The organism is Paenibacillus macerans (genome assembly GCF_050565405.1).
In the GTDB taxonomy this organism is placed as follows: Bacteria; Bacillota; Bacilli; order Paenibacillales; family Paenibacillaceae; genus Fontibacillus; species Fontibacillus macerans_B.
The window spans coordinates 127,324-139,814 of sequence record NZ_JBNYYG010000003.1; the positions used below are offsets into that span (position 1 = coordinate 127,324).

Annotated in this window: 15 protein-coding genes; all 15 read left to right on the forward strand. The window is 53.2% G+C overall.

Annotation, left to right across the window (positions count from 1 at the left end; all coding sequences use genetic code 11):
* The first annotated feature begins 506 nt into the window (after window positions 1–506).
* Window positions 507–926, forward strand: a complete 420-nt coding sequence (locus ACQ4N8_RS04020; RefSeq protein ID WP_430703036.1) for a hypothetical protein — start codon at window positions 507–509, stop codon at window positions 924–926.
* Between the two features lie 249 nt (window positions 927–1,175).
* A complete protein-coding gene (locus tag ACQ4N8_RS04025; protein WP_430703038.1) occupies window positions 1,176–1,952 on the forward strand; it encodes a hypothetical protein in 777 nt (258 codons plus the stop codon).
* Window positions 1,953–2,057: 105 nt separating this feature from the next.
* The gene (locus tag ACQ4N8_RS04030) at window positions 2,058–2,279 is read left to right on the forward strand and encodes a helix-turn-helix domain-containing protein (protein WP_430703039.1); all 222 of its coding nucleotides are present in this window, start codon (window positions 2,058–2,060) and stop codon (window positions 2,277–2,279) included.
* A 91-nt stretch (window positions 2,280–2,370) separates the two neighbouring features.
* A complete protein-coding gene (locus tag ACQ4N8_RS04035) occupies window positions 2,371–2,760 on the forward strand; it encodes a hypothetical protein (protein ID WP_430703040.1) in 390 nt (129 codons plus the stop codon).
* Complete coding sequence (locus ACQ4N8_RS04040; RefSeq protein WP_430703042.1) at window positions 2,753–2,962, forward strand: hypothetical protein; 210 nt, start codon at window positions 2,753–2,755, stop codon at window positions 2,960–2,962. The genes ACQ4N8_RS04035 and ACQ4N8_RS04040 overlap by 8 nt, the downstream gene beginning before the upstream one ends.
* A 310-nt stretch (window positions 2,963–3,272) precedes the next feature.
* Window positions 3,273–3,641, forward strand: a complete 369-nt coding sequence (locus ACQ4N8_RS04045; RefSeq protein WP_430703044.1) for a hypothetical protein — start codon at window positions 3,273–3,275, stop codon at window positions 3,639–3,641.
* A gap of 3 nt (window positions 3,642–3,644) precedes the next feature.
* A complete protein-coding gene (locus ACQ4N8_RS04050) occupies window positions 3,645–3,971 on the forward strand; it encodes a cold-shock protein (protein WP_430703046.1) in 327 nt (108 codons plus the stop codon).
* Window positions 3,968–4,258, forward strand: a complete 291-nt coding sequence (locus tag ACQ4N8_RS04055) for a hypothetical protein (protein WP_430703048.1) — start codon at window positions 3,968–3,970, stop codon at window positions 4,256–4,258. Before ACQ4N8_RS04050 ends, ACQ4N8_RS04055 begins: the two co-directional genes overlap by 4 nt.
* A 24-nt stretch (window positions 4,259–4,282) precedes the next feature.
* A complete protein-coding gene (locus ACQ4N8_RS04060; protein ID WP_430703049.1) occupies window positions 4,283–4,642 on the forward strand; it encodes a hypothetical protein in 360 nt (119 codons plus the stop codon).
* 21 nt (window positions 4,643–4,663) lie between these two features.
* Window positions 4,664–5,581 carry a hypothetical protein gene (locus tag ACQ4N8_RS04065; protein WP_430703051.1) on the forward strand — a complete coding sequence of 306 codons (918 nt, stop codon included), beginning with the start codon at window positions 4,664–4,666 and terminating at the stop codon, window positions 5,579–5,581.
* Window positions 5,582–5,652: 71 nt separating this feature from the next.
* Entirely contained in the window at window positions 5,653–5,904 is a 252-nt protein-coding gene (locus ACQ4N8_RS04070; protein ID WP_430703053.1) for a hypothetical protein, read from the forward strand.
* A complete protein-coding gene (locus ACQ4N8_RS04075; protein ID WP_430703054.1) occupies window positions 5,904–9,371 on the forward strand; it encodes a hypothetical protein in 3,468 nt (1,155 codons plus the stop codon). The genes ACQ4N8_RS04070 and ACQ4N8_RS04075 overlap by 1 nt, the downstream gene beginning before the upstream one ends.
* Before the next feature lie 56 nt (window positions 9,372–9,427).
* Window positions 9,428–10,630, forward strand: coding sequence for a hypothetical protein (locus ACQ4N8_RS04080; protein WP_430703056.1), 1,203 nt, complete (start codon window positions 9,428–9,430; stop codon window positions 10,628–10,630).
* 57 nt (window positions 10,631–10,687) lie between these two features.
* The gene (locus ACQ4N8_RS04085) at window positions 10,688–11,248 is read left to right on the forward strand and encodes a hypothetical protein (RefSeq protein WP_430703058.1); all 561 of its coding nucleotides are present in this window, start codon (window positions 10,688–10,690) and stop codon (window positions 11,246–11,248) included.
* A gap of 55 nt (window positions 11,249–11,303) precedes the next feature.
* Window positions 11,304–11,603, forward strand: coding sequence for a phBC6A51 family helix-turn-helix protein (locus ACQ4N8_RS04090; protein WP_430703060.1), 300 nt, complete (start codon window positions 11,304–11,306; stop codon window positions 11,601–11,603).
* The last annotated feature ends 888 nt before the right edge of the window (window positions 11,604–12,491 follow it).

Here is a 12,491-nt window from a genome sequence, read left to right on the forward strand (position 1 = left end):
TTTTGGAAAGTTCTCGTTAACAAAACCGGGGTAGCGGGCTATCCTTATAGTGAGAGGTGTCGGTCATGGATCGGGCATCTCTTTTTTTGTTCGCGAATGTCCCAATCTTCGAAATTTCTGTCCGTATGTTTATGAATGTCCCAAATCAACGAATTTTTGTCCTTATATTAAGTGAGAAGAAAAATGCGTAATTGATGTGCGAGGGGGTGTGCGGATGTTCTATAAAATATTGTGGGCGAAAAATCCCCGAAAAGTGTACGAAAGTAGATCGAGCGGCGTTAATTTAAGTGTGCGAAGTGATATTTGGCGTCGGATGTATAAGTAGGGCGCGCGAACTTAAATTTTCGTGGCAATAATACTTTGATTGTGCGGAAGCGTGCCGGTCTACGTCGGTATAAGTGATGGCCGTGAAGAAAGTTGGCCGAATTATGCGAGAAATCGAATCGGCCGGAAACAAGGTAAGTGAAGGCGGAATTTCCGCCAAATAAAAAGGGGGAGGCGCGAACATGAGCGAATTGAAACGCCTGGCGCAAATTGCGATCCAGCAGAAGGAAACCGTATTAGAACGTGGGAGGGGCGGATACTCTCCGTCTCTCCACGATTTATTCCGCGTCCAGTTGCGAGAGCTTGGCGCAAAGTACGATAAGGTGACGGCGCGGGATGCGATATTCCTGCTTTTGTATCTCCATGCTTACGCGAACGGAACGGAATCGAACGACTACTATATGTGGGCATTTCCGACCGTGGCACAGATTCGCAAGGATACCGGGATTCACGGCGACCGAATCAAACCGCTATGCAAGATTCTTGAAACCGAGGGGCTCCTAATTAAAAAGAAAATACCTTGGCGCGGAAACTCAAAGAGCGTTTACCTGCCCTTATATTACCCTCTTGAGGAAGCAATTCCCGCAGACGGAGCGGCCTAAATCCGTTTACGGGAATCGTCGCAATCCGTTTACAGGAAAGTAATAAGAACGAACTTAACAATAACGAATAACAAGAATAAATATACCGCATCGGTTAAATTCGCTTACGCTCATTGAACCTCGCGGACCGGATAAGGGATATATTAATACATTTCTATTCGCGTAAAAGAGTGTATTCGAAGAATATAAAACGATAGATAGGGCCGACTCCGTTTACGGGAATCGCTGCCCTGGGTCAGGAGGCTGCAAATGATGACGAGAAAAGAAACGTACGAAGCCGTGCAAAAATTTTTGATTGAAAATAAAGATTCGCCGACCGCCTGGCGCGCCGAACTTGTCCGACAATTTACGGACGAGCTATTCGATAAGGGATGCCCGCGGCTAGCCTTCTGGACGTGGCGCATGTCTCACCCTGCATTACTCCGGAAAGGCGCGCCCCCTCAAACGATCGGCGATATTCTCGCGGATTATATTATGAACGTACGCGAGATCCCCGAACGGAAAACGGAGTATCCGGTACACGGTCCGGAGCGTGAATATCGCGGAGCATTGCGTCGCCAGGTGCTAGAATCGAAGCTTTTGACGGAGCGGCCGGATGAGGGCGACCCGGAGGAACGCGGCATATACGAGGATACGTTTATCACAGACCGGCCCGTCGAATCAGCGCTGTTTGATGAACCGGTGTCAATGGCGGCCGAACACCTAATCGGAATGTTATCGCAGATTAAGCGTAATCCGGCGGCGTTCATCCGGAAGTATGCGGACGGCGGCGCATGGAACCGAGATAACACCGTGAAGCGGCGGACTCCGGAAAACGTGCGGGCGGCGATCGAAGCGCTGGATATGCGCCGCGTGCGTACGTGTGTCGTGTGCGGGAACGCCTTCTATTCGCACTCTCCGCAGCCGGGGCGGGTTAAGCTGTGCGAGATTATGGTGCATCCGCAGTTTAAGGCGAAATTTTTCTGCCAGGTCGAACGGGACAGGGCGCTAGCGGTCCTCCGGAAGCATAAGAAGGCTGCCGCGTAATCGAACCGTTTTCCAATACTATATAGACGGGTTAATACCGTCTAAACATCAATTTTTTATTTGGGGTCAAAGCGAAGATTATATAAGAAAGGGGAGTAGAACCTAATGAATGGCTTTGCAATTAGGGCAATCCGCATCAGTAAAAACATGTCCCAGCGTGAGTTCGCGGATACTTTGGGCATTAGCCCGACATGGTTGTGCGAAATAGAGAAAGAAAGACGTCCCGTATCCGACAGAGTGCGCATCCGTGTCAGTCAACTGTATGGTGACGATGACGCGGTTGAGATGATCCGTCGCGCAAAAATGTCCGAACAGCTTACGGTTTAAACTGAACGCCGAACGAGGCGGCATACCCTCGGGCAACACGCAGGGAAAATCCACGGCAAAACTGCTAGGCCGCTGAATGGATGGGAGTAAGATGGCTGTTACAATAAGCCAGGATGAGCACGTAATTATCGTCAAATACGCGGAGGATAAGCGGCCGCTCAAGATCGAGCCGTTCGTCATTAACTCCGCACAGGATCGCGAAATTGTCGCGGAGGTAATCGGCTTCGTTGAACACGAATCGAACGCCCCGCATCACATCGCGAAAATGGAGGAATCGAAATTGTGGGCGCTGGTCGAGCGTTTGTCCGTCATGGCCTGCCGCCGCTTCTCGCCGGCCGCGAATTGGGGCGTAAGTAAGCAGGAAATCCGCGGCATCGTTTTATTCGCGCTGCAGGCCGCCGTCGCCGCCGGAGAGTGGCCGGAATCGTACAAGCTTACTGACGCGACTTTCGTTCTAAATGGAGGCGTTCGCGATGAATAACGCAATCTGGCGGCTTAACCCGGCGTTTCTGGCCGGCTATACCGAGGACGCGGACGTCATGCGGAAGATTAAGCGCTCGTATCCGGATTTCGCGGAGATGGCCACGTATCAAAAAGACGGCGTTATCTATGCGCGGCAATACCGGATTCCTTCCGATCGTAAGCGGTCGGCGCGGCATTTGTTCGGTGTACCTTTATCGTGAATATTGCGCAGTTTTAGCGCGTTTATTGCTCGGAGGATGGAATACCCTGCCGGGCTTTTTGGTGTGCTTAAAATCGTGGGAAATTGCAGAAAAGGGTACCGAATATGCGCTGATTTAATAGGAGGGAGGGCGGAAAGTGAATGAGAAGCAAGACGACGCGAAACGTTACTGTCCTTATTTTCACGGAGATTGTACGTGCGCTTTGTTGGCGGGGATGAGCAAGGACGATATCCGCTGCAAAGTTTGGCGCGGTGCTGACTCGATCCGGTGCCGCTACTTGGATACGAAAATTTGCCGGAGGTGACGCGGAATGGTCACGGTTTATCAATACGTATTCGCGGACGAAACTCGGACTCGCGTACATACGACGATCATAAACGACGCCGGTGCGGTACTCGACCGGAATATCGCGAATTATGAGGCGTATCCGCTCAAGCAAATTGCGGAGGAGCATGCGCAGTATATGCTTCGGGTACTCAAGCGCAGTCTATCGCCGGATTGCGTCATTTACGACTGCAATATTCGCGGCCGGTTTGAATATACGGCGACGTCGGGCGGATTTAAGGGCGAACTGGTCTGGCATCCGCGATTCGGTAAAGCGGAGAAAAAGGTGCGTCTGCAATGGGCGGACCCGGCGCCGGATGAACCGGAAGACGACGAAGAAGAATCGGAGGAATAACGGATGTTTATTGCGGGAGAGGTATGGGACGGATTAAAGGGCGAGGATATGACGGAAGTATATTCGCGGATCGGCCCCAGTTTGGGTTATTCACCGAGGAGTGAACAACCGAAAGAGCCGAAAGTAAAGCGCCTGTGCGGCTATGTCCGACGGTATTACGATGATCAGAAGTATGGATTTATCGGGCGCGAAGGGGCGAAGGACGTTCACTTTCATATTAGCGCAGTTCAAAGCGCTGGCAAACCGCAAATCGGCGACCGCGTAACGTTTGAAATTGGCGAAGATAAGCGCGGCAAGCCAACGGCCAAGAACGTGAGGTTAGCGCAATGATTACCGCGCGGGGCTTAATCGGCGGAGATTCCGGTATTACGCCGCGCCGGATCACGCCGGAACCAGCGAAACAACCGCAGCAGACGTTAACGGTGCGCCGTCGGGTTAAAACGAGTCCGGGCGATATGTACGCGACGGTGACGTTTGAGGCGGTCGACCAGGCGGGGGCAGTTGTGCGCGCGGAGTCACTACGGGCCCGGCAGCCGGTAATGATCAGCGCGTTTATTCCGCGACAGCAGGACTTTATCGACGGATTGGCTGCGGAAGGTTATGCGGTAAAAATCTAATAAATATCGAGAGGAAGATGCTAGATGGAGCTGAACACACTTTATACACCAACGGATATCGACTTTACTAACGGCCAGACAATTACGGAGAGTGCTATTATGCAGGTCAATGGCTGGAACGCGTATCTTGATGACGCAAAGCAGGCGGAGATTGATCCGTTGTTGCAGCAGATGCGCGACGCAAAACACGCCTACTTTACCGCGCTGGCTGATTTGAAGGAGCGGGCACACGAGATTGCGAACGAGTCCGGCAAACGCCAGGATCACGTTATTCAGCGATACGCGCCGGGCGCACATATTGCTAGTCTCGACATCAGTTTCGCGGCTAACCGTGACGCCTATATCAGCGAAAGCGAAGTCGCTACGCAAAAAGTAATTTACTAATAATTTGAGGGGGACAATTTAATGAGTCAACAAAAAGCAAAAGAAAGTATCGTAAAGGCCCACGAGCTCCGGAATGATAATACTCGCTTTTATCGCGAGTTTAACGACAAGGTACGCGGAGAAATTAGCGCAGTCCGGTCAGACCGCAACCTCTCCGCAGAGGGCCAGGCGGCTAAAGTGAAGGAGATTAAGGAGAAACGCGGCAAAGAGCTTATGCAGGAGATTTACAAGCGCCGCCATGAGTTCCGTCAGCACTTGGCCGATGCGAAGAAGCACGCCGAGGACGTTATTTACGCCAAAATCCCGCAGCCTGACGCGACAAAACTCGGACGTTTCGAAGAGGCTCTACGCGTACTGAAAACGGAGGTCATGCTGGCGGTCGACTCAAAGACAGCGGCGGCTAAACTTACGCAATTTATCGAAGGGATTGACGATCCGTATCTCGCACATAAAGTATCCGAGCAATTCGGGGAACTATCCGGTTCTATCCTCGCAATCACTCCGAAGGAAGAGGCAATGAAAATGCGCCTCGAATTGTCCCAGCACTTTAGCGGATTGACCGCGAAATACGAGTCACCGGACGCAACAGCAGCGAGGGGGACATTGGAATCCGCCGCCTCTATGGATGAATCTGCGTTTTTTATCGAAACGGTTCGCGAGTCGGTAAACAATGCGTTGGGCGTGCGCTATGGGTCGTTCATCAACAATACCGACGACTATTTCGCCGCGAATGAAGCTGAACGTCCGATATTGGAGCAAGTCCCAAAGAAGACCAATGAAATCGGAAGTGATTCCACCGGATATGCACAATCTATGAAGGCTTACGATGAAGCAAGTAGGAAAGCTGTCGAAGCGCATCAAAGGGTTGCGGACCTTTTAGAGCAAAGGTTAGCCTCTCTTAGAGGAGAGACAAGCGATGATGCCGCGCAATCTGAATAACAAAGTATAAATATGAGGCTGGCGCGTAACTGCGCTGGCTTCTTTTTAATTTCGGAGGGGGTCAAAGAGAGATGAACGATGAGAAACTGGCAGCTCACCTTTTGGAAGTGATGGGCGACGTGATGGGCGTTATTGCCCTCGCAATATCAGAAGGGGACGCGGATAAACGGGCGCAGGCCATCCGGCAAGCTTGCGCGATTATGCTCGATAAGGCGCAGGCATCCGGGCTGATTGAGGCGGATTTAACGGACGAACAGCGCGAGGAAGCAATCACCTTTTTCGGCGCGCAGATTCTGGCCGGGCTTGAGGCGGTGGTTGCCTAATGTCTGAAATGGTAGACGTCGGGGGTATTCGCGCAAAAATTTCAGCGGATATTTCCGATTACCGTACGGCGATCGATAAGGCGAAGGCCAAGACACGCGAGCTCGGTGATTCCGCGGACAAAGCGACGCGGAGTTTCGGCGGTATGGGCGAGGCAATCGCAGCGCTCGGGGCCGGGACCGCACTCGGCAAGATGATCGGCATTATGCGCGAAGTCGTGTCGGAGTCGAACAAAATGTACAACGCATTGACCGGTCTGCGCGAGCTATCAAAAGGACTCGGCCAGGACGTCAACGCCGTAACAAAGGCGGCGCAGGATCTCGCGGCCAAGGGATTTATGAGTATGGCGGACGCGGCCGAAGCGTATAAAACTGCGCTGGCTACCGGTTACTCGCTTGAGGAAGCGACGAAGCTAATCAATTCCATGTCGGATGCGGCCGCATTCAACCGGCAAAGTCATTACGATATGGCCGGAGCAGTCTTGGCGTCGCTGCAAGGGATCAAGAACCAAAATAGCGAATTGACGGACGCGGTCGGGATCACGACGAACCTCTCCGTCATGTACGAACGCTATGCGGCCACGCTCGGAAAGTCCGCTGCCAAACTGACGGACGCGGAGAAGTCGCAAGCCGCTCTGAACGGTTTCCTATCCGAGGCCGCACTCTACGCCGGCAACGCAGACACCGCAATGCAGGGCTATACCGGAGCTTCCGCAGAGTTTACGCAGTCCATCACCAACGCGAAGGTGGCGCTCGGCGACGGCCTGAAACCGGTATTTGAGGAAATCATGCGCTCGATCACGCCGGTCATCGTTTCTTTCGCGGAGTGGGCGGACGACAACAAGGAGCTCGTCGCGGGGCTGGCTACCGGGACAACGACGGTTCTCGCGCTTGTAACCGCGTTATTGACGGCAACGAGCGTCGTCAAAGCGTTAAGTATCGCGCTCAAGGGGATGCAGGCGTCGGCCGGCGTATTCGGCGTTATCTCGCTCGCGATTGGCGTCGTGGTTGGCGGCCTGTCTGCGTTGATTGCACGGAATAAGGAAGCGGCCGAGGCGGTCAAAGCGCATGACGACGCGCAGCAATCGCTTAACCAAACATTGCGTGAGGCTCCGTACGGGCGCTCCGTTGACGATGTAAAGGCGCTGCAGAAGTCGTTAGAGGAGCTTAATCCGGTTCTCGAAGAACGCGCCAAGCTGCAGGAACGTCTTAACGAGATTGAGGCGTTTGGCGAGCGTGGGGAAGGGACGCCGGCCTTACTGTCCGAGGCGCTGGACATCAGTGACGCGCTTGAGAAGATCGACAAGCAGCTTTACGGTATGGGTTACGATACGTTCGACGACGCGGCCGCCAAAGCCCGCGAAATGAAAGACGCAATTAACGACTCGATCCCGGCGCTGGCCGCGATGGAACGGGAACAGCTCGCGAACGTGGCGGCACAGGTTCAGCACATCGACAAGGTTAACATGCTCAAAAAAGAGTACGAGGACCTCAACGCGAAGGAGAAGCTGTCGGCCGAACAGAAGCAGCGCCTTAGTGAAGTCGTAAAGGCTTTGACGCAGGAATACCCGAGCCTTGTGAGCAACTTGGACGAGGAAAACCGCTGGCACATCAAAAACTATGACGCGCTAGGCGACTTGATTACGGCGGAGCGAAATTCTGTCGATGCGTCGGCCCAGGCGTCAAAAAGCCGGCTCGAAAACTGGCGCAGAGAGACGGAAGCCAAACTTAAACTCGCGCGGTCGCAGTTGGAAGCGCTGATGGGCGTCGAAAGCGCGTCGGTTTCAAATCCGAAGTTGCCGTCCGCTCTCGCCGCGTATGTCGATAACGTCACCGAGGGTACGGAAAAGGCGTTGCAGACAAAGGCCAACCAGTACCAGTTGCAGATTAACGAGCTCGACAAGGATATCCAGAACATCACCGCCGGCGCGTTCGATAAGTTCGTAACGTCGACGTCAACAACCGGAGCCGCCGCGGATAATAAGGCGTCAGGCAAGGCCGGATCGACGAAAACAGCGGCGGAGAAGGCGGCAGAGGCCCGGCGTAAGGCGTTCGAGACGGACCTCGCGACGATCCAATATCAAACGGAGATGTTCGACTGGTCCGCCGATCGACAAATTCAAGCGTACGAGAAGCTGCAGAAAACGCACTCGAAGTATTTGAAAGAGTCGATCGACGACCGCCGGACGCTTAATCTGCAGCTAAAACGTCTGCAAGAGGACAGCGCGCAATCGCAATTCGACTTCTCGGCGGAATGGATCGACCGCGAGGAACGGCGCATGGAGGAATCCGGTAAAACGGAGCAGGAAATCGCCCGCATGAAGTTCGACGCCTGGACCCGCGTCCGTGATCGTTACGCCAAGGATACGGAAATGTACAAGCGCGCGGATGAAGAACTGTATCGGGCCCGTAAGGACTTAACCGCGAAAACGATCGAGTTAAGTAACGACCTGGTTAAAACGGAGAAAACGCGAATCGACGACGCGAAAAAGCGCGAACTCGACGCACTCAAAAAGAGTAAGCAGGCCGCGCTCGACAAGTATAATGCGGAGATCGACGCCATTGACGAGCTCATGGCGAAACAGGACCAGCTCAACGCGGATATCGATTACGAGACGGAACTCCGCGAGAAACAGGCGCGCGCCGACCTTTTGGCGTCCGCAGTCGGCCCCGAAGGTATCCAAGAGCGCGAGGATTTGCTCAAGGAAATCGAACGGATGAAACTCGAACATGACCGCGACCTGCAAAAGCGCAGTCTTGAGGAGCAGAAGTCCGGACTTGAGAGGGAACGCGACGCGCAAGAGGCCGCATTCGACGCGGAGATCAGCCGGACCGAGGCGCAATATGACGCGCTACTTGACGCTTTTAGCTCGTACGGCGGCGACATTAAGACGATCGAGGCCGCAATCAGTGAATTCCGCGTATCCGAAGCCGCAAAGGCGAACGCGACAATTCTCGCCGACCTCGACGCATTCGTCGCGCAATATTCCGCTAAAATGGCGACCGTAACGGCGGCGAACCAAGCGGCCGACCTTGCGGAATACAACGCGAATAAGGACGCATATGACGCAGCGGCAGCACGGGGCGACCGGGCGGAAATGGAGCGACTACGTGCGCGTAATCAAGCGATCCGCGACCAGTACGGGATTACGCAAGATACGGGCCGCTTGCAGTCGTTCAAAGTCGGCGGTATTGTGCGCGGACAGAACGGCGAACCGGTTATGGTACAAGCGCACGCGGGCGAGATGGTTCTCAATGCGCAACAACAGGCGGTGCTTTTCGAGGCGTTGTCCGGCGTGTCTGCGCGGCCAGTTACGCAACCGGCCGGAGCCGTTACGCAAAACACGTACAACATCGATATGGGTGCGGAAGAAATCGTAATAGAGGACTCGGCGACGGCTCGCCAATTCTTCGACGAACGTGCGCGCGTTGTTCAGCGGTTGCAAACGGAAGGTGTTAAGACGCGATAATATAACGGGGGCCGGCGTACGTGATGCGCTGGCTCTTTAATGACGGAGGGGTTCATTTGAGTTTGTGCGTTTCGTTCTACCTTAACGGAAATATTTACGTATTCGCGGATACACGCGTTTCGGCGTACAAAAACGGTCGGAGTTATTATGTCCACGACAATTACAATAAGCTGCGCGAAGTAGGCGACAAAGTAGTATTCACGTCCGGCGAGCTTGAAATATGCGAAAACCTATTCGCGGTCATCAATGAGCGGAGTACGGTCGAAGATATTGCGGAAGCCGCCCGCAAAGCCTATAACGATTTCAAACGCGCGAATCCGGACTATGACGGCGGCAAGTTCGGTATTGAGTTCGGCGCGTACGTCCACGCGATCGAGGACGGCGTGCCGGTATATTACCAATTACGCTATATCGACGATTTTAAGATCGAGCGCCAGGTCCCGAACAATCAGGAGTTATTCGCGGTCGCCGCTCGATCCGAGGAGGCGCTCGCCCATATTGCGAAATTGGCCGGGCGGAACATACCGATCGATACCGCGATCCTCCGGACATACGAGCGCCTTGCGAACGAAGTTATCGGCGGAAACCTCGTAAGGTATACCGTAAAGCCTGGCGGTGTTGAGTGCGTTGTCCGTCCGATACGCGATACGAAGCCGCTGCGGATGTGGCCGATTAAAGGCGCGTCACTACATGCGGATATGTACGGTAACGTTGTCGCGCGGAAAATTACGTTAACGGGCCAAATCGAACAGTCGAACATTGTGGGCGGCACCATTACCGGCGCGCTCTTGCGTACGGCAGAGAGCGGGGCGCGGTTTGAAGCGAGTTCGACCGGTTGGCGTACATATGACTCGTCGAATCGTCAGCGGATCAGCATCGACATTAACAATCAATACGGAATGAGCGCGATTTCCTTTGCGCGGTCGGACGGTTCTGCGCTCGGGTATATTAACGGCGGTGATTCGCTGTTCCAGATTACGTCACTCTCGGACATTATGATAGCGGCCCCTGGTCGGACAATAACCATGCAGGGATATACGCGATTTAACGACGGTGTAGAGTTTGACGGCGGCGTAAGCGGCATCTCTATTTCAAGTGTCAGCGGCCTGCAGTCTCAACTTAATACTATCAACTCCAAATTAGCTAACGTTCCAAGTCTTTCGGAAACAGCAACAAACATGAATTTTGACCCGACCACGCGAAACTTGAAACTATATAGCGCGACCGGCGCGACTTTAGCTACGGTAAACATACCTTAAATGACAAGGTTCGGTTAACGTTGTATACTGTGGTTAAAATGAAGCGGAGGTAAAATTATGAAAAAGATTCTAATCTCGGCTGTCGTCAGCCTTTTACTCCTCGGAACTTTAACCGCAATCGCATCCGCGGCCACGAACTCGCTAATCGGTAAGAAGGTTCAAAATGTGATAGAGTTCACGGTGAACGGAAAGCCAGTTAAGGACGCGGTTATCATCGACGGAACAACATATGTCCCGGCCCGCAGTTTTTCGGAAGCTGCTGGATACTCTATCGCAATCGAGGGAGGAAAGGTGAACATGACAGGAACAGAGACACAAAGCGAAGATGCCATCGTAAAAGAGTTACAAGCGAAATCGCGGATTAGCACACTTCAATATAACATATCGGTTTGGCAAGCAACGATCGAAGGGAATAACGAGCTAGTTAAGCAAGCACAGTCGGCTATTGAAGAGGCCGAGAAATGGAACGCAACCGTAGACGATGAGCTCATTAAAATGAGTACGTCCAGCGCGGAGGAGAAGTTAAAAAAGGCACAGGCGGAGATCGCCGAATATCAAGCGAAAATCGACGCAGCCAACGCGGAGATTGCGGAATTACAAGCGCAGTTGAGTAAATAACATAACGAGCCGTCCTCCGGGGCGGTTTTATTTTTGTATACGGAGGTGGACGAATATGCCGCGGAAAACGAAGCGGGGCCGGCCGGTGACTCCGCTCGATGAACGCCATTACTACGCGATTGAACTATTGACGACGGTGCCGACGCCAAACCTCGAAGAGATTGCGCGGGCATGTACGGTGGATAGACGAACGTTGTACCGTTGGCGACTGCGCCGGGACTTTACGCGTGAACTCGATAAGGCGATGCGCCAGAAGATGGAAGCACATCAGCGGTGGTTAAACGCGAACGTTAAGTACGCTATGACCGCGCGGGACATCGAGGATAGGCTTAGAATACACGGATTGATTGCGTAATGTAAAGCGAGTCGAAAGTGCGGATGTGTTCGTGCGCGTGCGCTCAAACCGTTGATACAACGCGGATTATGTGCGTTTTATACCGGGACAATTAGCGTCCCAAAACTTGACGTTTCGAGCGATTTTCCTGCACGGGGGTCGAGACGCGTGCCCCTCCGGAAACTTTTCACGGGCTGGCGGCGCAGGGTGGACGCGGCTCTAAAACTCACGGGGTTAGCGCTCGATCACGCTGCATAAACGGTGTATAAACGCCTCGATCCGCAGTGAATAATTTACCAGCGCAAAATCCGTTAAGCCGCGACATTATACGGAATACACTGGAAATGTATATGCGGTGAATAACGCTGATTTATTCAGAGCAGGCGCAAATGGCGTAGTGGTGCGGGTTCGCGGCGTTGATCGTCCGCCAAGGATTATGAATCCTGTGTAGTCGCGGAATGAATACGAATGTATATCGTAACGATTACGAATAAGGCGAAAGCGCTGACCCCAAGCCGCCCCCTCGCCGGCCGCTCACCAGGCCCCCGCCCAATGCGCATAACGAAAAATACTCGATGGTAATTACTGTAAAATATACTTGTCCTTCCGCGATTCGTGACGTATAATTAAGCGTAAGTAACCGCACAGTAGCGGGAGCTTGCGAAACACATCACGTAATAAATGAACGGAGAGGTTCTCGGGTACCTAGCGTACAGGAATCGTATAATATTGCTACAAACGCAGTAATAGCGCGGTTTATTGCGAGTGCGGACTTAAAATCCTGCGGTTGGTGACAACCGTACCGGTTCGAGCCCGGTCCTCGGCATAATCATTTTGCGAAGAGGCATTCCACGAATGCGCTCTTTTTTTGTTGCCGGATAAGCGAGCGCCTAATCGGATTTCCGCCGT

What these genes read in the sequence shown, in the direction of transcription:
- ACQ4N8_RS04075 (WP_430703054.1), top strand. Translation starts at nt 5,904, where the DNA reads ATGTCTGAAATGGTAGACGTCGGGGGTATTCGCGCAAAAATTTCAGCG.
- ACQ4N8_RS04035 (WP_430703040.1), top strand. Translation starts at nt 2,371, where the DNA reads ATGGCTGTTACAATAAGCCAGGATGAGCACGTAATTATCGTCAAATAC.
- ACQ4N8_RS04090 (WP_430703060.1), top strand. Translation starts at nt 11,304, where the DNA reads ATGCCGCGGAAAACGAAGCGGGGCCGGCCGGTGACTCCGCTCGATGAA.
- ACQ4N8_RS04030 (WP_430703039.1), top strand. Translation starts at nt 2,058, where the DNA reads ATGAATGGCTTTGCAATTAGGGCAATCCGCATCAGTAAAAACATGTCC.
- ACQ4N8_RS04020 (WP_430703036.1), top strand. Translation starts at nt 507, where the DNA reads ATGAGCGAATTGAAACGCCTGGCGCAAATTGCGATCCAGCAGAAGGAA.
- ACQ4N8_RS04040 (WP_430703042.1), top strand. Translation starts at nt 2,753, where the DNA reads ATGAATAACGCAATCTGGCGGCTTAACCCGGCGTTTCTGGCCGGCTAT.
- ACQ4N8_RS04025 (WP_430703038.1), top strand. Translation starts at nt 1,176, where the DNA reads ATGATGACGAGAAAAGAAACGTACGAAGCCGTGCAAAAATTTTTGATT.
- ACQ4N8_RS04055 (WP_430703048.1), top strand. Translation starts at nt 3,968, where the DNA reads ATGATTACCGCGCGGGGCTTAATCGGCGGAGATTCCGGTATTACGCCG.
- ACQ4N8_RS04065 (WP_430703051.1), top strand. Translation starts at nt 4,664, where the DNA reads ATGAGTCAACAAAAAGCAAAAGAAAGTATCGTAAAGGCCCACGAGCTC.
- ACQ4N8_RS04050 (WP_430703046.1), top strand. Translation starts at nt 3,645, where the DNA reads ATGTTTATTGCGGGAGAGGTATGGGACGGATTAAAGGGCGAGGATATG.
- ACQ4N8_RS04070 (WP_430703053.1), top strand. Translation starts at nt 5,653, where the DNA reads ATGAACGATGAGAAACTGGCAGCTCACCTTTTGGAAGTGATGGGCGAC.
- ACQ4N8_RS04085 (WP_430703058.1), top strand. Translation starts at nt 10,688, where the DNA reads ATGAAAAAGATTCTAATCTCGGCTGTCGTCAGCCTTTTACTCCTCGGA.
- ACQ4N8_RS04060 (WP_430703049.1), top strand. Translation starts at nt 4,283, where the DNA reads ATGGAGCTGAACACACTTTATACACCAACGGATATCGACTTTACTAAC.
- ACQ4N8_RS04045 (WP_430703044.1), top strand. Translation starts at nt 3,273, where the DNA reads ATGGTCACGGTTTATCAATACGTATTCGCGGACGAAACTCGGACTCGC.